General features: G+C 65.6%; 15 protein-coding genes. All 15 read right to left on the bottom strand.

All coding sequences use genetic code 11. The features are described from left to right. Positions 1 to 94: 94 nt before the first annotated feature. Positions 95 to 1,813 carry a methyl-accepting chemotaxis protein gene (locus tag NHH73_12585; GenBank protein USX29058.1) on the bottom strand — a complete coding sequence of 573 codons (1,719 nt, stop codon included), beginning with the start codon at positions 1,811 to 1,813 and terminating at the stop codon, positions 95 to 97. Positions 1,814 to 1,992: 179 nt separating this feature from the next. After that, positions 1,993 to 3,612, bottom strand: a complete 1,620-nt coding sequence (locus tag NHH73_12580) for a rhodanese-like domain-containing protein (GenBank protein USX29057.1) — start codon at positions 3,610 to 3,612, stop codon at positions 1,993 to 1,995. A 32-nt stretch (positions 3,613 to 3,644) separates the two neighbouring features. Beyond that, positions 3,645 to 4,226, bottom strand: a complete 582-nt coding sequence (locus NHH73_12575) for a cysteine dioxygenase (protein ID USX29056.1) — start codon at positions 4,224 to 4,226, stop codon at positions 3,645 to 3,647. Positions 4,227 to 4,254: 28 nt separating this feature from the next. Further along, complete coding sequence (locus NHH73_12570) at positions 4,255 to 5,595, bottom strand: LLM class flavin-dependent oxidoreductase (protein ID USX29055.1); 1,341 nt, start codon at positions 5,593 to 5,595, stop codon at positions 4,255 to 4,257. A gap of 32 nt (positions 5,596 to 5,627) precedes the next feature. Next, positions 5,628 to 6,635 carry an ABC transporter substrate-binding protein gene (locus NHH73_12565; GenBank protein USX29054.1) on the bottom strand — a complete coding sequence of 336 codons (1,008 nt, stop codon included), beginning with the start codon at positions 6,633 to 6,635 and terminating at the stop codon, positions 5,628 to 5,630. Continuing rightward, positions 6,625 to 9,129, bottom strand: a complete 2,505-nt coding sequence (locus tag NHH73_12560; GenBank protein ID USX29053.1) for a TonB-dependent receptor — start codon at positions 9,127 to 9,129, stop codon at positions 6,625 to 6,627. The genes NHH73_12565 and NHH73_12560 overlap by 11 nt, the downstream gene beginning before the upstream one ends. A 33-nt stretch (positions 9,130 to 9,162) precedes the next feature. Then, entirely contained in the window at positions 9,163 to 10,176 is a 1,014-nt protein-coding gene (locus tag NHH73_12555; protein USX29052.1) for an ABC transporter substrate-binding protein, read from the bottom strand. A 28-nt stretch (positions 10,177 to 10,204) separates the two neighbouring features. Next, positions 10,205 to 10,627 (bottom strand): biopolymer transporter ExbD, encoded by a 423-nt coding sequence (locus tag NHH73_12550; protein ID USX29051.1) that lies wholly within the window; start codon positions 10,625 to 10,627, stop codon positions 10,205 to 10,207. A gap of 1 nt (position 10,628) precedes the next feature. Then, positions 10,629 to 11,432 (bottom strand): MotA/TolQ/ExbB proton channel family protein, encoded by an 804-nt coding sequence (locus NHH73_12545; GenBank protein USX29050.1) that lies wholly within the window; start codon positions 11,430 to 11,432, stop codon positions 10,629 to 10,631. 14 nt (positions 11,433 to 11,446) lie between these two features. Then, a complete protein-coding gene (locus NHH73_12540; GenBank protein ID USX29049.1) occupies positions 11,447 to 12,250 on the bottom strand; it encodes a TonB family protein in 804 nt (267 codons plus the stop codon). A gap of 17 nt (positions 12,251 to 12,267) precedes the next feature. After that, positions 12,268 to 13,137, bottom strand: coding sequence for a class II aldolase/adducin family protein (locus tag NHH73_12535; protein USX29048.1), 870 nt, complete (start codon positions 13,135 to 13,137; stop codon positions 12,268 to 12,270). A gap of 17 nt (positions 13,138 to 13,154) precedes the next feature. Then, positions 13,155 to 14,123 carry a D-isomer specific 2-hydroxyacid dehydrogenase family protein gene (locus tag NHH73_12530; GenBank protein ID USX29047.1) on the bottom strand — a complete coding sequence of 323 codons (969 nt, stop codon included), beginning with the start codon at positions 14,121 to 14,123 and terminating at the stop codon, positions 13,155 to 13,157. Positions 14,124 to 14,136: 13 nt separating this feature from the next. Continuing rightward, positions 14,137 to 15,252 carry an LLM class flavin-dependent oxidoreductase gene (locus NHH73_12525; protein USX29046.1) on the bottom strand — a complete coding sequence of 372 codons (1,116 nt, stop codon included), beginning with the start codon at positions 15,250 to 15,252 and terminating at the stop codon, positions 14,137 to 14,139. After that, complete coding sequence (locus NHH73_12520; protein ID USX29045.1) at positions 15,249 to 16,487, bottom strand: acyl-CoA/acyl-ACP dehydrogenase; 1,239 nt, start codon at positions 16,485 to 16,487, stop codon at positions 15,249 to 15,251. The genes NHH73_12525 and NHH73_12520 overlap by 4 nt, the downstream gene beginning before the upstream one ends. 2 nt (positions 16,488 to 16,489) lie before the next feature. After that, positions 16,490 to 17,353, bottom strand: a complete 864-nt coding sequence (locus tag NHH73_12515; GenBank protein USX29044.1) for an ABC transporter ATP-binding protein — start codon at positions 17,351 to 17,353, stop codon at positions 16,490 to 16,492. Position 17,354 lies beyond the last annotated feature (1 nt).

Below are 17,354 nucleotides of genomic sequence, written 5' to 3'. Positions count from 1 at the left end.
CGTGAAACGCGCCACGGCAAGGTGGCGCGTTGGTTCCCGATTGTAGCGCGGACAACAAAATCACGTCGTCCGCCAAATTAAAAGCCTACCCCGGTCAGAACTCTTCCCACTCGCCGCTCGACGTCGCGGCAGCGGTGGTCTTGGCCTTCTGCGCAGGGGACGCCAATGGCTTGGCGGCGGCCTTTACAACCGGCTTCGGAGGCAGCTTCTTCGCCACCGGCGCGCTGCGCACGGCGGGGCGCGCCGGCGGCGGCGTGTAGCCAACCTGCTGCGCGCCGATCGTGAACGCGCTGACCACACGCTCCAGTGCATCCGCCTGGTCGCGCAGGGTCTGCGCGGCGGCAGCGGTCTGCTCCACCAAGGCCGAATTCTGCTGCGTGGTCTCGTCCATCTGCGTGATCGACTGGTGCACCTGGGCGATGCCATCGTTCTGCTCTTGCGTGGCGGCGCTGATTTCGCCGACGATGTCGGTCACCTGCTTGATGCTGGAGACGACTTCGTTCATCGTCGAACCGGCCTGCTCGACCAGCTTGGTGCCGGAACCGACTTTTTCGACCGAGTCGTCGATCAGCGCCTTGATCTCTTTCGCCGCCGCCGCCGAACGCTGCGCCAGATTGCGCACTTCGGTCGCCACGACCGCGAAGCCGCGGCCCTGTTCACCGGCACGTGCCGCTTCGACCGCCGCGTTCAACGCCAGGATGTTGGTCTGGAAGGCGATGCCGTCGATGACCGAGATGATGTCGACGATCTTGCGCGACGATTCGTTGATCGAACCCATGGTCACGACGACCTGCTCGACCACGCTGCCGCCCTGCGCCGCGACGTCGGAAGCCGACCGTGCCAGCTGGTTGGCCTGGCGCGCGTTATCGGCGTTCTGGCCGACCGTGGACGTCAATTGCTCCATGCTGGCGGCGGTTTCCTCGAGCGAGGCCGCCTGCGACGAGGTACGGTTCGACAGGTCGCCGGTGCCCGATGCGATCTGCTGCGAGGCCGTGCCGACCGCGCTGGTGGCGGCGCGCACGGTGTCGATCACGCCGGCGATCTGCTCCAGCAGCTTGTTGAAGGCGACCGCGGTGTGACCGATTTCGTCCATGCGCTGGACCGGGATTTTCTGGGTCAGGTCCAGCGTCTGGCTGACATTGACCAGGGTGCTGCGGATGCTTTCAAGGCTGCTCTTGATGATGCTATAGAGCTGCCATGCCAGCGCGCCGGTCACCAGCAGGCCAAGCACGATCACCGACAGCATCAGGCGGAAAGCGAAGGAATACGCTGCGCCGCTCTCGGTACGGATATCGTCGCTCAGCTTATTGTTATAGGCGATGTGGTCGTCGAAGCCTTTTTTCAGCGCGCCGGCCGTCACGGCCAGCGGCGTGCCGGGCATCAGCGTGGCGCGCACCGCATCCATGTCGCCGGCGTGGGCGCCGGCCAGGAACGGGATCAGCGCCTGGCGATAGGCTGCCATGTTGGCCTTGTCGGCCTCCAGCAGCTTGCGGTCGGTGTCGTCGAAGATGCGTTCTTTCTCATACGTCGCGATGACGGTATCGAACTTGGCGTGGGCCTCGTTGTACGCCTTGTCGAGCGCCGTTTTATCCGTCAGGTTGGAGAACACCGAGAGACGATAGCCGGCCAGGCGGCTGTCGGCGAGGTAGCCTTTGGCCTCGTTCAGGCCAGCGATGCTCGGGACTAAACGGGTTTGCACCAGGTCCAGCCGCGCTTGGGCGCGCGACAACTGATTCAGGCCGGTGAAGCCGACAAAGATCAGCGCGAGTAGCGCCAATGACAGGGTCAGAATCAAGCGCTTGGTAATAGTCATGGTGACTTTTCTCATAAAAGTGTTAAAAGATTCGATTGTTGCTCGGCTACATTTAAGTATACCGGAACCCTGTTACCACAAGACAACAATGAGGAAATTTACGCTGCGCCGCAACCAAAACGCAACGCATGCATCCATTAAGTGACGCATCGCGTTGCGCTTGTTGCAAGGAAGATTAGTCAGAAAACCACAAACCCGTGTGTGGCGTCACGTGCGAGCTGTTCGACCAGGCCAAACTCCCAATCCAGGTAGGCCTGCATCGCCGCGTCTTGATTATCGGTTCCCTCGTAAGGCCGGCGATAGCGGTCGATCAGCGGCGAGGCCAGGCGCGTCGGCCCCTCTTCCAGCGGCAGTCCGACGGCGGCCCATGCCGTCGTCCCGCCGGTCAGTACGCGTATCGGCAGATCGGTCAGCGCGTGCAGGTCGCCGGCGACATAACGCGCTAGCAGGCTGCTGCCGCAGGTGAGCACAAACCGTTTGGCGCCGGGCGAAAGCTTAGATACGATCGCCGGCAATTCGGAGCGCAGCGCGAACCATGCGCCGGGAATATGACGCTTTTGATAATTGACACCTGAGGTGAAGTCCAGCAGCACCGTTTCCTCCGGCGCCTCGGCGAGCCATTGCGCAAGTGCCTCCGTGCCGATCTCGCGTACTTCGGGATGCGGCGGAAGTTCGTCGGTCCATGCCTCCGCCACATTGAAGTCGGCGGCTTGCAGCCCGTCGACCACATAGACCTCGTGGTTCATTTGAGCCAGCCAATGCGCGGTGAGGTTGGCGCGCACACCGTCGCTGTCGGCCAGCACAATGCGGGCGCCGCGCACCGGCGCAAACTGTTCGGTCTCCTGCACAAGCTGGCCTCCCGGCGCGGAGCGGAAGCCAGGCAGGCGGCCGTCGCGGAATTCCGCCGGACCGCGCACATCGAACAGATAGGTGGTGCGGGCGGCGTCGGCCCGCAGTTGGTCCAGTCCCGCGCGATCGAGGCGGCGCACACCGGTGCGGTCAGCCAGCGATCTGGCGTCGTCGGCGGCGGTCAGGCGGTTGTTATCGGACGCCGGCGGATAGCTTCGCGACTGGCCGTGTTCCAGTTTTTGGCGCGCCAAAGTCCAGCCGATCGTGCCGTTGCGCAGCGCAGCAACCGGATTGGGAATTCCGGCGTTAATCAGCGATTGCGTGCCGATGATGCTGCGGGTGCGGCCGGCGCAGTTGACGATAATTTGTGTCTTCGGGTTCGGCGCCAGCTCGCGCGCGCGCAGCGCCAGCTCCGCGCCGGGAACGCTGAAGCTGCCGGGAATGCTCATGGTCTGGTACTCGTCGTAACGGCGCGCATCGAGGATGACGATATCCTTGCCGCCGTCGATCAGCGCCTTCACCTCCGGCGCCGACAGCGATGGCGTGTGAAGCTTCGCCTCCACCAGTTCGCCGAAGGCTTTGCTGGGCACATTCACGTCGCGGAACAATTCGCCCCCGGCGGCCTGCCAGCCTGCGACGCCTCCGGCGAGCAGCGAGACGTCGGTGTAGCCCAACTGCCGCAGGCGGCTGGCGGCGGATACGGCCAGGCCCTCACCGCCATCCAGTACGACGATGGGCACATCACGGCGCGGCAGCTTGGCGTAGGCATCGAGTTCGATGCGGCCGTACGGCAGGTTGGCGGCGAACAGCGGGTGTGCCTGTGCGTGCGGGTCTTCCTCGCGCACGTCGAGCAGCGCGATCTCGCGACGCGCCAACAGGTCTTCGCGCACCTGCTGCGGGCTGCGGTAAGGGACGCCAAGCAGGCCGGTTTGGAGCGGGTTTTTAGTCATGGCTTTCGGATTCCTTGGATTGTGTGTGGCGATCAGGCGGCATTGGCATAGCCGGACCGGAACGGCTTGACCGCGCCTTCCGGCGTGAAGACGCTGCGGTCCACCGCGCCGATATCGGCGCCATAGACGTGGATGCCGATCGAAATGCGGTCGTCATAGGCGTTGAAGACCTGGTGGATATCGCCCAGCGTTGGCGACACGGCCGTCACCACGCCGGTTTCCAGCCGCTGCGGCTCGCCCACTTTTTCGAGCACGCCATCGGCGCGGCGGCGGTAGTCCTGCGAGATCTCGGCCCCGCGCAGCAAGCCGATGAGACCCCATACCGTGTGGTTGTGGATCGGCGTCGATTGACCCGGTCCCCAGACGAAGCTGACCACCGAGAACCGCGCCGCCGGATCGCGGTAAAGTAGATACTGACGATAGTATTGCGGGTCCGGCAACGCGGCCTGCTGCGGCAACCAGTCGTCATGGGCGACCAGTTCGCGCAACAGTTCGGAGCCCCGCGCGACGATGCGCGTTTCGTCCGTTTCATGGCCCTGCTCCAGCAGGGCGTCCAGCGCCTCGACGAAATGCCGCAGGCGGGCCGGCGTTTCAAAACCAGGTGATGCGCTCATCTAAGTCTCCTCATCCAAATGGCTCCTGTCAGGCGGCCTGGCGGCGCGCGGCGGTGTTGCGGTTTTCCGGCACGTCCAGTCCGAGGTTGCCGCGCAAGGTGGCGTGTTGGTAGTCCCGGCGGAACAGGCCGCGCTGCTGCAGCACCGGCACCACCTCGGCCACAAACGCGTCGAGCTGTCGCGGCAGGGACTCGAACAGTATAAACCCGTCGGCGGCGCCGCCATCGAACCAGTTCTGGATGGCGTTGGCCACCTGCACCCCGGTGCCGACGAACTCCTTGCGCGGGCTGGCGTAGCGCAGCGCGGTCTCCCGCAAGGTCAGGTTTTCCTCCCGCGCGGTACGCACGATGCGCTCGGAAGCGCTGCGGTTGCTCTCGGCGCCGTATTGGGCGATGTCAGGGAACGGACCGTCCAGCGGGTACTGGGCCAGGTCATGTTCGTTGAAGGAACGCGCCAGCGCCACCAGCGCATCCTCGATGCGGATCAACGCCACCGCTTCCTGGTAGAGGCGCTGGGCGTCCTCCTCGGTTTCGCCGACGATGGCGCGCAACGCCGGCAGCACGGCCAGCTTGGCGGCCGGACGGCCGAAGGCCGCGGCGCGCTTTTTGATATCCGCGTAATAGGCCTGCGACGATTCGAAGCTCGATCCCTCGGTGAAGAAAGCCTCGGCGTGGCGCGCCGAGAAATTGCGGCCGTCCTCCGAGGCGCCGGCCTGAAAGATCACCGGTTGCCCTTGCGGCGAACGGCTGATGTTCAGCGGACCGCGCACCGAGAAGAACTCTCCCTGGTGGTGCAGTGTGTGCAGCTTGTCGGGGTCGATGAACCGGCCGCTGGCCTTGTCGTGCACCAGTGCGTCGTCCTCCCATGAATCCCACAGCCCCTGCACGGTTTGCAGATGCTCGGCGGCGATCCGGTAGCGCACCTCGTGCGGGGGATGCGTCGGCTTGCCGTAGTTCTCGGCGCTGCCCGACAGCCAGGACGTGACCACGTTCCAGCCGGCGCGTCCTTTGCTGATATGGTCCAGCGATGCGAACTGCCGGGCGACCGTGTATGGCTCGCTGTAGCTCACAGTGAGCGTGCCAACCAGTCCGATATTCCTGGTGGCGGTGGCCAGCGCCGAGAGGATGGTCAGCGGCTCGAAGCGGTTCAGGTAGTGCGGGCTGGACTTCTCGGTGATGTGGACGCTGTCCGCCACGAACAGGAAATCGAACTTGCCCTGCTCCGCCAATTTGGCCTGGCGCAGGTAGAAGTCGATATTGGTGCTGGCGCCTGGATCGGCATCCGGATGGCGCCAGTCGCCCCAACCCGGGCCAACGCCGTGCAGGATGAAACCGAGTTTGAGTTGGCGCGATGCTTGTGGTGTAGTCATGACGATGCTCCTGATCTGGAATGGAAAGTGAGTTAAGCCGGACGGAAAAGTGTGGTGTCAACCAGCCGGCTGGCATCGACCCGGCGTGGAAACAGCTTCGCTTCGAAAAATGTATCGGCCACCTGCTGCAGCTGCGTGACGATCCGCTGGTCGACAGGGCGTAGCTGCGGGCGGTCGCGATCGACCACCAACTTGACCACATCGGCCGGCAAACCGGTCAGGCGTTGGAACACTTCGGCGTATTCCTTGGGGTGCACATTGGCCCAGGCATTGGATAACGCGAGGCGCCGCAACACATCGGCCAATGCGGCGCGCTTGCCCGGATCGGCCAGCGCCGCATCCGACGCGGCGATCACGCCGATGCCGGAATTGATGCCCACGCCATCGCGCAACACGCGCGCACCGTGAATCTCCGCGTTGGCCTGGTAGGTGCCGAAGGTGGCCCACGCTTCGATCTTCCCGCTGGAGAAGGCGACGGCGGCGTCGCTCGGCAAAAGGAAGCCGGTGGTGACGTCGTCCGGTTTCAAGCTTGCCTCGCGCAGCGCGCCGAACAGGAGGTAATGCGCGACGCTGCCGCGCGCAGACGAGACGATGACGTTGCGGCCTTTGAGGTCGGCCACCGACTTGATCGGCGATCCGGCGGGCACCAGTATCGCCACGCCGGTCGGCGACGACACGCTGGCCGCCACCACCTTGACGCGCGCGCCTCCCGCCGCCGCCGCAAGCGCCGGCGTATCGGCAGCCATCGCCGTGTCGACGTCGCCCGACACCACCGCCTCGAACAGCGGCGCGGCGCCCTGGAAGCTGGCCCACTGGATCTTGTAAGGCACGTCCGTAAGCACGCCGGCCGCTTCCGCCTTGGTGCGCAGCAGCTTGACCTGGTCGCCCAGCACCACGGTGACCTTGGACAGGTCGACCGGGACCGGGGCGCCGCTGCTTGCCGCCCCGCCGGCATCGCCTGCCTTGCCGCAGGCGCCCAGCAGCGCGGCCGCCGGCAGCATCGCCAGCAAGCGCCGGATACGATTGGGATCAGAAGTCATAGGTGACCTTGCCGTAGTAGTAGGCGCCGCTCGGCGCGAATGGCGCGGGCCCGTAGACAAAGCCGCTGCTGCCGGAATTGGCGTCGCCCGGACCGTTGCGATCCGGTTTGGTGTCGAACAGGTTGGCCGCCCCCACCACCAGCCTGGCGCGCTTGGTGACGGCGTAGCTGACATCGAGGTCGGTCAACCACTTGGCGCCGAAGTGATAGTCCCTGGCGCGATCGGCAGTGGTCTGCCAGGTGGACGAATCGTAGCGGGTGGTTTGCAGGTTCGCCTCCACCGGGCCGATAAACCAGCGCGCCGACAGTATCAGCTTGGTCCTCGGCGTGGCCGTCAGATCGCCAATGCCGCCGCCGGCCGAGTAACCGAACCACACCGAGCTGCCGCCCGGATTGGCGCCCAGAGCTGTGATTTCCGATGGCGTCGCCTTGATGTTGGTGATCGTGGTGCGGTTCCAGTTGACGGCCGCGCCCCAGCGCACCAATCCATAGCTGCCGTAGTCGCTGGTGATGTCGGCCACCAGGTCGGCGCCACGCGTGCGGGTATCGACGCCGTTGGCGAAGTACTGCACCCATTCGGTGCCGGTCAATCCCCCGGCCACCAGTGTCGGCGCGAAGGCCGGGCCGAACATGTAGCCGGTGCGGATGATGCGGTCCTTGACCTTGACCTGGTAGCCGTCCAGCGTAATGTTGATATTATCGGCCGGCTTGAGCACCAGGCCTAAGCCGAAATTGACCGACTTCTCCGGATCGAGATCGCGCGCGCCGAACTGACGTGCCAGCGCCGAATCGTTGCGCAGCAGTTTGGACAGGCTGGGTTCAACCACCCCGGTGACGGGATTGATGTTGGTGCGGTTGTCGGTCTGGGAGTAGCCCGATTGCGTCAGCGACGGCGCCCGGAAACCGGAACCGACGGTGCCGCGTACCGCGAACTTTGGCGAGAAATTGTAGCGGCTGTTGATTTTCCCGCTCGCGGTGTTGCCAGCGCTGTCGTTGTAGTGCTCCGCGCGCACCGCGCCATCGACGAACAGGTTCTCGACGGGATAGAAGCCGATATCGTTGTAAATCGCCAGCACTGTGCGCTGGATGCTGGTCGCGTCGGCAGGAGACAGCGCCACGCCGGCCTGCGCGCCGACGGCGGCCGGCTTGCCGACATTCGGATTGCCTTCCTGGTCGCCGGGTTTGAAGATGTAGCCGCCGTTGATGTAACCCAGGGGATCGCCGGCATAGGTGGTGAAGCGCTCGACACGCTGCTCCAGGCCCCACGACCACTGCAACGGCTTTTTCAGACCGATGTCGAAGGCGCGCGTAAAGTCCTCGTTGGTGGTCCATTGTTCGAACTGATAAACGGCCAGGTTATCGAAGCTGGTCGGCGACGCAGGTCCCAACGAGGGATTGAGCGTCAGGTTGCTGTACTGGCGCGCGCGGTTCTTGCCGTAGCCGGTGCTGATATCCCAGTTCCAGCCGGCTGCGCGCCCGCGCGCGCCGGCGTTCAGCTGGAAGTCGAAGGCGCTCATGTTATTCAGCGCGAAGTAACCGTCCGGGTAGACCTGCGCTATTGTCGCAAGCCCGTTGGGACGGCGGAAGTTATTTCCCGCCACCGTGTTGCGGGTGCCGGCGGTACCGAACGCGTACAGCGTGATGTCCTTGTTGAATGGCTTCTCGGCGTTGAAGGCCAGGTCGTAGGCTTCGATGCCCGGATCGCCGTTGTGCGCGCCGTCGCGGTTCCAGCTGGCGTTCTTGGGATTCGACGCGGGCGAATACGCGACCAGGTTCGTCGACGGGAAGTTATTCCAGGACTGTCCGCGCTTGCGCAGTGCGGCGGCGATATGGACGAAGCCGTCGTCGCCGAGCGCGAAGCCGACGTCGCCCTCCAGCTTCTTGTTCGACAGGTCGCCGGCGCCGCTCTTCAACTCCCCGTAGCTGGCCGAAATCTGGCCGCCGTGGTTACCCGTCTTGAGGATGACGTTGACCACCCCGGCCACCGCGTCCGATCCGTATTGCGCGGCCGCGCTGTCCTTGAGCACTTCGATATGGTCGATGGCGCTGAGTGGAATGGTATCGAGATCGATCGCGTTGACGCCGCTGGTATCGCCGCCGCCATTGGTCAGCAGCGCAGAATTATGACGGCGCTTGCCGTTGACCAGGACCAGCGTGTAGGCCGGCCCCAGGCCACGGTTGCTGACCGGCCGCACCACCGAGTTGACGCCCGCCTGGTTGGTGCCGAAGTTAAACGACGGCAGCAGCCGGCCCAAGGCCTCGGCCAATTCCGCGCGGCCGGTATGGATCAACTGCTCGCCGCTGATCACGTCGATAGGCGCCGGGCTGTCCGCCACGGTGCGGGCTTCGCCGCGCACACCGGTGGTGACCACCACGTCCTGCACTTGGCCGACGCTGGTCTGCGCCAAGGCGTTCATGCCTCCCAGCAGGCCGGCCGCCAGCAGCGCCAGGCGCAGGGTCTTCAATTTTGGCTGATTGTTCTTATAGTGCTGCATGCGTTGATTCCCTATGTCGTTATGTATTTTTGATCAGGCGAGGTACTTGGCAAAGCTGCGGTCCCAGATTGGTTTGACGTCGACGCGGCGCGCCAGCAGGCCGGCATCGGAAAACACATCGGCCACCTGCTGCTGCGACTTGATTGCCACGTCGTCCACCGCCACCAGCTTGTAGGGCTGGCTGCGCTGGGTCGCCTGGTTGAGGAAGAACTGCGGCGGCACGCCGGCAATCTGGCCGCTCTTGACAGCCCACGGCTTCGGATTGCGGTTGATCCAGTCGTAAACCTTGGCCACACGCTGAAGGTAGTCGCCGATGGCTGCATGCTTGAGCGGATCGGCTATCGCCTGCGGCGAGGTGCTGATGACGTAGTTCCCGGACAGGTAGCCGTCGGCCGTGCGCAGCACGCGCGCGCCTTCCTGGCTTTTGGCCAGTTCCACCACAAGGCCGTAAATCACCCACGCATCGAGCTGCCCGCTCTTGAACGCGGCGAAGGCGTCCTGCGGAGGCAGTGCGACCGGCTGGATGTCCTTGAAACCAAGGCCGTTCTCTTTCAACAGCTGCAGCAGAAAGTAGTGCGAGGTGGTCGATCGCGCATAGCCGATGCGCTTGCCCTTGAACTGCGCCGGATCGGTGATGGGCGAGTTTTTCGGCACCAGCACCACCTGGTTGTTGACGTCTCCGCGCAGCACGGCGATCACCTTCAGCGGCGTGCCACTGGCGGCGGCGAAGATAGGCGGGATTTCGCTCATGGAGCCGAAATCCAGGGAGCCCGACGCCAGTGCTTCGACGATCAGGTTCCCGGCCGCGAATTCTGCCAGTGCAGTCTTGTACGGGATTGCGGCGACGCCCGCTTCGTTGAAGTAGTAGGAGTCGCCACCCTTGTATGTACCTACCCGCAGCGTGGTGTCGCGCAGTTGTGCCGCCGCCGCTCGTGTGGTGTTGCTCCAGCCGCCCAGCAGCGCGGCCAGTCCGGCGCCGGCGCCCAATCGCGCGCTCCGGCGCAGAAATTGACGGCGAGCGTCGCCCTTCGAAGTGATCGAATCCATTTTTCCAGCCTCTTTGATTTGTAGGTGTTTAGGGCGCGGGCGCTTCCGAAACCAGCGCGATGCGGGCGTAGCCGGCGTCGTTCAGGGTTCCCATGGTCTTGACGATGCGGCCGTAGGCCAGCGCCTGATCGCCGCGAAGGTGGATGCGGCGCTCCTTGTCGCCGGCGGCCTCCTGCGCCATCAGCGGCAGCAGCGTGTCCGGCGTGGCGGCGGTCTGGTTGACGAAGACCGTGCCGCTGGCGTCGATGCTGACGACGATAGGCGGCTTGGGCTCCTCCAGCGGCTTCGCGCTGGAAGTCGGCAGATCGACCTTGACGCCGGCCGTCATCATCGGCGCCGCCACCATGAACACGATCAGCAGCACCAGCATGACATCGACCAGCGGCGTGACGTTGATATCGCTGACCGGACCTGGCCGGTGTGCCGGACCTGAAGATAAACGAACGCCCATGTCAGACTCCCTGCGCCGCCAGCGGCGTGATGTTGCGTGCGGCGCGGTCGGCCTTGGCCGGCGCGGCCTCGATAGTCTCCACCAACGCCTCCCCCGCTTCCAGTTGGCGTGACAGCTGCACCTCCACCAGTCCGACCAGGGTGGAAAGGCGGGCGGCGTAACTGTTCAAGTCACCGGAGGCACGGTTGTAGGCGACGACGGCGGGAATCGCGGCCACCAGGCCCAGCGCGGTGGCGAACAAAGCCTCCGCGATGCCCGGCGCCACCACGGCCAGGCTGGTGCTGTTACTGGCGGCGATGCCCTGGAATGCGTTCATGATGCCCCACACGGTACCGAACAGGCCGACGAAGGGTGCGACCGAGCCGACCGTCGCCAGTATCGACAAGCCTTTTTGCAGTTCCTCCACCTCGACATTGCTGCTGATCTGCCCCACGCGGTTGATGCGTTCCTTCAGGCTGTCGCGACCCGCCGCGTCGACATGCAGATGCTGGCGATGGCTGGTATTCCACTCGTCGACGATGGCGTGATAGATGCGCGCGAACGGGTCCTGCGTATTTTGCTTGAGAGCCTGCGCCAGCCGCGTTAGCGAGCGCTGTCCCGCCAGCGCGCCGGTCCAGGCGATGGCATGTCGGCGCAGGCGAGAAAAGCGCAACATCTTGTCGATGATGACGCCCCAGCTGGCGAGCGACGCCAGCACCAGCACCAGCACCACCATGATGGATTTAACGATAAAGTCGGCCTGCTCGAACAGCTGCAACGGCGAGAGATGGGCGACAGACTGGGCGACAACTTGGGTAGCACTCATGGCGTTTTCCTTGACTAGTTAATTTTGAAGACGATGTTCCCGGCCAGCAGATAAGTGCTGCCGCCCAGATCGGGCAACCGGGGGAATGGCGCCGCGCGCCGAATCGCGTCACGCGCCGCCTCGTCCAGCGCTTCCACGCCGGACGGCTGGATATCGAAGGAGATCAGCGCGCCCTGCGGGTTGAGGGTCAGGCGGTAGCCGACCTTGCCCTGCTGGCGGCGCATCTTCGCTTCGCGCGGATAATCGGCATTGCTGTTGATACGGGAGTAGACCTGGTTCACATAATCGGTCGGAATGCCTTCGGTGCTGATTTGCCTGGGCGCGGCGGCAACCGGCGCGGGAGCTGGCGGCTGCGGCGGCGCCGGCGCCACGGGCGTCACCGGCCCGATGGGCGCTGCCTGTACCGGCGGCGCGGGCGGCGTGTAGGTCTCGGCTTTCTCGGCCGAAGTCTCCACCGTCTTCGGCGTGGGCAAGGGCTGGGCCACCGGTTTGGGCGGCGCCAGTTGCACCGGTTTTTCCTTCACCGGCTCCGGTTTTGGCGGCGCCAGTTCTTTCTTGGGCTCCGGCTGCAATCGGATCAACTCCACCACCGGCGGCGTCACCGCAGGTTTAACGACAGCGCTGGAGAAGCTCCAGATGGCCAGCAGCGCCGCACCATGCACCAGCACCGTGCCGGCGGCGCCGGGGCTGCGCAGCCAGCCGGCCGGTTTGGCCGCTGCTGCGTTCAGGTAGGAAGTGGCGAATCCAGCACTCAACGCTACTGCGTCAACCTGGTCGGTCTGGTATGCGTCATTAACTGACAGTGTGGCGCTAGACATTGATGGTCCTCCTTTGATTAGTCGAACAGGTCGGGCTCTTCGCGCGTGATCACGTCCCATAACGGCTGGAAGCTGAACCAGCCGCCGGCGTCGGAGCCGATCTGGCCGGCCGTGTGCAACGCCACCTCGTGCGGAATCGGCTTGGTCGGACCGGCCGCCTCGGACAGCAACTGCGCCTGGGCGGCGTTTTCGAAGGCGATGTAGCGCCACACCGCCGACTCCACCGACGCGCCTACAGTCAGCAGGCCGTGGTTCTGCAGGATCACCGCTTTGCGCGGCCCCAAAGTAGCGGCGATGCGTTCGCCCTCGCTCGAATCGAGCACCACGCCGCTGAAGTCCGAGAAGATCGCGTGGTCCTGGTAGAAAGCGCAGGAGTCCTGGGTCAGCGGGTCGAGTAGCCTGCCTTGGGCAGCGAACGCCTTGCCATACAAGCCATGCGAATGGGCCGCGGCGATGACGTCCGGCCGCGCCTTGTGCAGCTCCGAGTGGATCGCGAACGCGGCGCGGTTCAGGAGACCATCGCCTTCGACGACCTTGCCGTCGTGGCTGACCAGGATCAGGTCCGATACGCGAATGTGGCCGAAATAGACGCCGGCCGGATTGACCCAGAAATGGTCCGGGAATTCAGGATCGCGCGCGGTGATGTGCCCCGCCCCGCCCATGTCGTAGCCATAGCGCGCAAACAGGCGGAAGGAGACGGCCAGGCGCTCTTTGCGATATTGGCGCTGGGCTTCGATAGTCGGCGGCGGTGGTGGCTCGGCGAAGATGATGGCGCCATTGGCGTCGCGCGGCGCGGCGTAGATCGCCGGACGCGGCGTGTTCTTGCCGACTTGGCGCAGGTGTGGCCGCGACAGGGGCGCCGAGTAAAGTGGTGAGGAGCTGCTCATAGTGGTTCCTTAAAGGTTCAGTAGCCGCGCGCGGTGTCGACCACGTCGGTCAATGGTTCGCCACTGCGGAAGCGGTCCAGGTTCAGCACGAACTTGTCGATCAGCGCCGGCACGATCTGATCGGTGCTGGGCGAAATGTGCGGCGACAGGCGCACGCGCGGGTGGCCGTAGAACGCATGGCCGGCCGGCAGGGGCTCGGGGTCGGTCACGTCCAGTGTCGCCAACGCCACCTTGCCTTCGTTGAGCGCGTCGAGCAGCGCCTGGTGGTCGACCAGGTTGCCGCGCGCGATATTAATCAGGTGCAGACCGGGTTTGGCATGGGCTAGCGCGGCGCGGCTGATGGCGTGGCGTGTCTCGGCGGTCGACGGCGCCGCCAGCACCAGATGATCCGAGCGCGCCACCAGTTGATCGAGCGAGTCGACCCGCTCGACGCCTTCGACACCGAACGGCGCGTCGGAGCGGCGCAGCGCCACCACCTTGATTCCCAGCGCGAGCGCCCGTTGCGCCAGCGCCTGGCCGATCGAGCCGAAGCCGTAGAGCCCCAACGTCGTCCCCTGCACCAGGCCAAGCGACAGGCGGCGCCAGTCGCTGGCCTGCTCCAGCCAGATTTCCGGAATATGCTTGGCGGCTGTGAAGATCGCAGCCAGCACGTATTCGGCGATGGCCACCGAGGCGGTGCCGCGCGCCGAGGTGACCACCGGCCCGTCGAACAGCCAATCGGGGTAGTAATCGATGCCGACCGAGGCCAGTTGCACCCAGCGCACCTCGTTCCAGCCGGCCGGCGCGGGTGTCTGCAACAGCGTCTGGCCTTTCGGCGCGGGCAGCGCGAACAGGACGTCGGCGCCTTGCGGCAGTGCCGTCAGCGGACCCGGTGGGACGTCGCGCACGGCCAGGCCCGTACGCTGGGCCAACAAGGCGTTGACCTTGGCGTCGAACTGGCTGGCGACAATGATGTTGGCTCTATTTAGACTGGTGGTCTGGGTCATCGACTGCTCCGTATCAGGCGGCCAGGCGCGAAGGTTCGCCGGCCTGCAACGCTTCCCGTTCGGCCACCGCCGCGCGCACCAGGGGAATCAGCTCGCGGCCGTATTGCAGCGCGTCCTGGATCGGGTCGAAGCCACGGATCAGGAAGGTGGTCACGCCCAGTTCCCAGTACTTGAGCAGCGCGTCGCGCACCTGTTCCGGCGTGCCCACCAAGCCGGTGGAATTGCCGGCCGCCTTGGTCAGCGCGGCGATGCCGGTCCACAGGCGCTCGTCGACCACCCTGCCCTGCGCAGCGGTATCGAGCAGGCGCTGGGAGCCGGCGTTCTGCGGTTGCTGCGGGCGCTGGCTGAAATGGACATTGCCCTTTACGCGTTCGGTGGCGGTGGCCAGGATGGCGTCGGCCTTGGCCCAGGCCTGATCCTCGGTCGCGGCGAGCACGGGGCGCAGCGACAGGCTGAAACGGATCTTGTCGGCGCGGCCATGCCTGGCGGCGGCGGCCCGCACGCGGGCGATCGTCTCCGCCACCTGGGCCAGCGACTCGCCCCACAGCGCGTACACGTCCGCATGCTTGCCGGCGACTTCGATGGCCGCCTCGGACGAGCCGCCGAAGTAGACCGGTATGTGCTGGTTGTTCAGCGGGCGCACGCCGGCGTTCTGCCCCTTGAAGCGGTAGATCGGGCCCTCGTGGTCGAACGGCCCTTGCGAGGTCCACGTCTTGCGGACCACGTCCAGGTATTCGTCGGTGCGCTGGTAGCGCTGGTCGTGGTCAAGGAAGTCGCCATCGCGCTGCTGTTCGGTGTCGTCGCCACCGCTGATGACGTGGACCGCCAGGCGGCCGTCGCTGAAATGGTCCAGCGTCGCGAACTGGCGCGCCGCCAGCGTCGGCGACACGAAGCCGGGGCGATGGGCCAGCAGGATGCCCAGCTTCTGCGTCTGCGAAGCGATATAGGAGGCGACCTGGAAGCCGTCCACCGAGGCGCTGCTGTGGGCGACCAGCACGCGGTCGAAACCGGCGTATTCGTGGGCGCGGGCCACCGCTCCCAGGAAGCTCTTGTTGACGACGGAACCCTGCGGCAGCACGGTTTCGGATACTTCTTGGGTGGCGCTAAAGCCGATGAATTCGATGCTCATGATGCTTCCTTTGCAGTGATGGATGAAATGCCGGCCACGCCGGACGATGAGGTTTTGCTGGCGGCGCGCGCGGCGAAAGCCGCCTTGCCGCTGTTGACTAAAATGGTGTCGTTCTGCGGCGTGTGGATACGGCTGCACAGCACATCGCGGTAGTGACGCTGCAGCGCGTTGGCGCGCGACAGGCCGGGGTTTCCGCTTAATTCAATCGCCTTTTCCACTACCTGGATAGCCTGGTTCGTGACCAGGTATTTGATGCGGAAGGCGTCCTGCGGCGGCACCGCGCCGTTGGCGGCGGCATCAATCAGCACCCGATTGGAGAACAGCCAGGCATCCAGTTGGCCCAACGCCTCTTGAAAGCGCGGCAGCGTCGAGAGCGGCGCGCCGAGATTGGCCGGCACGCGTTCTTCCAGCCACGCCGCCAGCCAGTCGCGGGCCGCGCGGGCCACCGCGTCGTAGATCGCCGACAGCAGCACCGACATCCACAGCAGCAGCGAGGCATCCAGATCCGGCGCGGCACCGGCCGGCGCCACTTCCACCGCATGATCGAGCGGCACCAGCACGTCGTCGAACACCACCTCGTGGCTACCGGTGGCGCGCATGCCCAGGTGATCCCAGTTTTCGATAACTGTGATGCCCGGTGTGTCGCGGCGCACCAGCCAGCTGCCGACCAGCGGTTCCGGATCGTCGCTGCGGGCCCAAACGCCCAGCCAGGTCAGACGCGGTATGCCGGTCGAATAGATCTTGCGGCCGCTGATGCGCCACCCCTCCGGTGTGCGTCGCGCCGTGGTCGCGGGCAGGCCGCCGCGTGCAGGCGTGCCCAGTTCCGGCTCCACGCGCAGCGCGTTGATCAACGCGCCGTCGCGCAGAGTCTCCTCGACGACACGGTGCAGCAGGTGCGGCGGCCACTTCGACTGCCGGCCCGACGCGTGGTGCAGATACTGCATCGTCAGTACCAGCGCGGTGGACGGCTCGCCGCGCGCCACGGCGGCAACCACGCGCGTCGTCTGCGCCAGGCTGGCGCCCAGCCCACCCAGGGCGCGCGGCACCGTCAGGCCGAGCAGACCTAGTTCGTGCAGGCGTTCGAAATTTTGGTGCGGGAAGCTGCCGTCGCGATCATGCCGTTCGGCGGTGGCCGCGAATTCGGCGCTCAGGCCCTCCAGCAGCGCGGCGAATTCCGGGCTGTCCAGCTGATGGGCGGGATCTATGACGGGCAGGCGAAGGACGGATGTGGTCATGATCAGATCGAGAAGTTACTGAAGTTGAATGGCGTGTGAACCGGCGCCTGGACTTTCGGCTCGGGCGCTGGCGCCGGAGCATCGGCTTCCACGCCCAGTAATTGCAGCAGTTGGGCGCGAACCCGCTGGAACTCCGGCCGCTCCGCGCTGCGGGGACGCGGTTGGGCGATTGCGATGTCCGAGACGATGCGGCCCTTTTCCAGTACCAGCACGCGGTCGGCCAGCAGCACCGCCTCGTCGACGTCGTGCGTCACCAGCAGCACGGACGGCCGGTGTTGGCGCCACAACGACAGGATCAGCTGGTGCATGCGGATGCGGGTCAACGCGTCGAGCGCGGCAAACGGCTCGTCGAGCAGCAGCAATTGCGGTTCGCGCACCAGCGCCCGGGCCAGGGCCACGCGCTGCGCTTCTCCGCCGGACAGCGTCGCCGGCCAGGCGTTCTCGCGGTGATCCAGCCCCACTTCGGCCAGCGCCCGCCGCGCGCGTTCGCGCGGCTGGTCGATCTTCAATCCCAAAGTGACGTTGCGCCAGGCGCGCTTCCACGGCATCAGGCGCGGCTCCTGGAACACGGCGGCGCGCGCTTGCGGCACCTCCAGGGTGCCGGAGGTGATGCGGTCCAATCCCGCCAGTGCGCGCAGCAGCGTGGTCTTGCCGGAGCCGCTGCGGCCCAGCAGCGCGACGAATTCGCCGGCACGGATGTCAAGATTGAGCTGGTCGAGAATGACGTTGGGGCCGAAGTGCTTGCTCAGCAAGCGTGCCTGCACCGGGGTACGCGGCGCGACCGGCGCTTCGGGGCGGAAGCTGGAGGCGCCGTCGTTGCGTGCGGAGATGCCGGTCCCTGGCAGATCGAGTTGGATGGTTTGCATG

The sequence above is a fragment of the Oxalobacteraceae bacterium OTU3CINTB1 genome, from assembly GCA_024123955.1.
Taxonomy (GTDB): Bacteria; Pseudomonadota; Gammaproteobacteria; order Burkholderiales; family Burkholderiaceae_D; genus Rugamonas.
Note: the sequence above shows the minus strand (reverse complement) of the source record. Positions and strands in the feature narration are given on the sequence as shown.

Bases quoted from the DNA above. Each gene is read 5' to 3' on its own strand.
- NHH73_12545 (USX29050.1), bottom strand. From the start codon at position 11,432: ATGAGTGCTACCCAAGTTGTCGCCCAGTCTGTCGCCCATCTCTCGCCG.
- NHH73_12570 (USX29055.1), bottom strand. From the start codon at position 5,595: ATGACTACACCACAAGCATCGCGCCAACTCAAACTCGGTTTCATCCTG.
- NHH73_12530 (USX29047.1), bottom strand. From the start codon at position 14,123: ATGACCCAGACCACCAGTCTAAATAGAGCCAACATCATTGTCGCCAGC.
- NHH73_12575 (USX29056.1), bottom strand. From the start codon at position 4,226: ATGAGCGCATCACCTGGTTTTGAAACGCCGGCCCGCCTGCGGCATTTC.
- NHH73_12520 (USX29045.1), bottom strand. From the start codon at position 16,487: ATGACCACATCCGTCCTTCGCCTGCCCGTCATAGATCCCGCCCATCAG.
- NHH73_12560 (USX29053.1), bottom strand. From the start codon at position 9,129: ATGCAGCACTATAAGAACAATCAGCCAAAATTGAAGACCCTGCGCCTG.
- NHH73_12515 (USX29044.1), bottom strand. From the start codon at position 17,353: ATGCAAACCATCCAACTCGATCTGCCAGGGACCGGCATCTCCGCACGC.
- NHH73_12565 (USX29054.1), bottom strand. From the start codon at position 6,635: ATGACTTCTGATCCCAATCGTATCCGGCGCTTGCTGGCGATGCTGCCG.
- NHH73_12525 (USX29046.1), bottom strand. From the start codon at position 15,252: ATGAGCATCGAATTCATCGGCTTTAGCGCCACCCAAGAAGTATCCGAA.
- NHH73_12555 (USX29052.1), bottom strand. From the start codon at position 10,176: ATGGATTCGATCACTTCGAAGGGCGACGCTCGCCGTCAATTTCTGCGC.
- NHH73_12550 (USX29051.1), bottom strand. From the start codon at position 10,627: ATGGGCGTTCGTTTATCTTCAGGTCCGGCACACCGGCCAGGTCCGGTC.
- NHH73_12535 (USX29048.1), bottom strand. From the start codon at position 13,137: ATGAGCAGCTCCTCACCACTTTACTCGGCGCCCCTGTCGCGGCCACAC.
- NHH73_12540 (USX29049.1), bottom strand. From the start codon at position 12,250: ATGTCTAGCGCCACACTGTCAGTTAATGACGCATACCAGACCGACCAG.
- NHH73_12580 (USX29057.1), bottom strand. From the start codon at position 3,612: ATGACTAAAAACCCGCTCCAAACCGGCCTGCTTGGCGTCCCTTACCGC.
- NHH73_12585 (USX29058.1), bottom strand. From the start codon at position 1,813: ATGACTATTACCAAGCGCTTGATTCTGACCCTGTCATTGGCGCTACTC.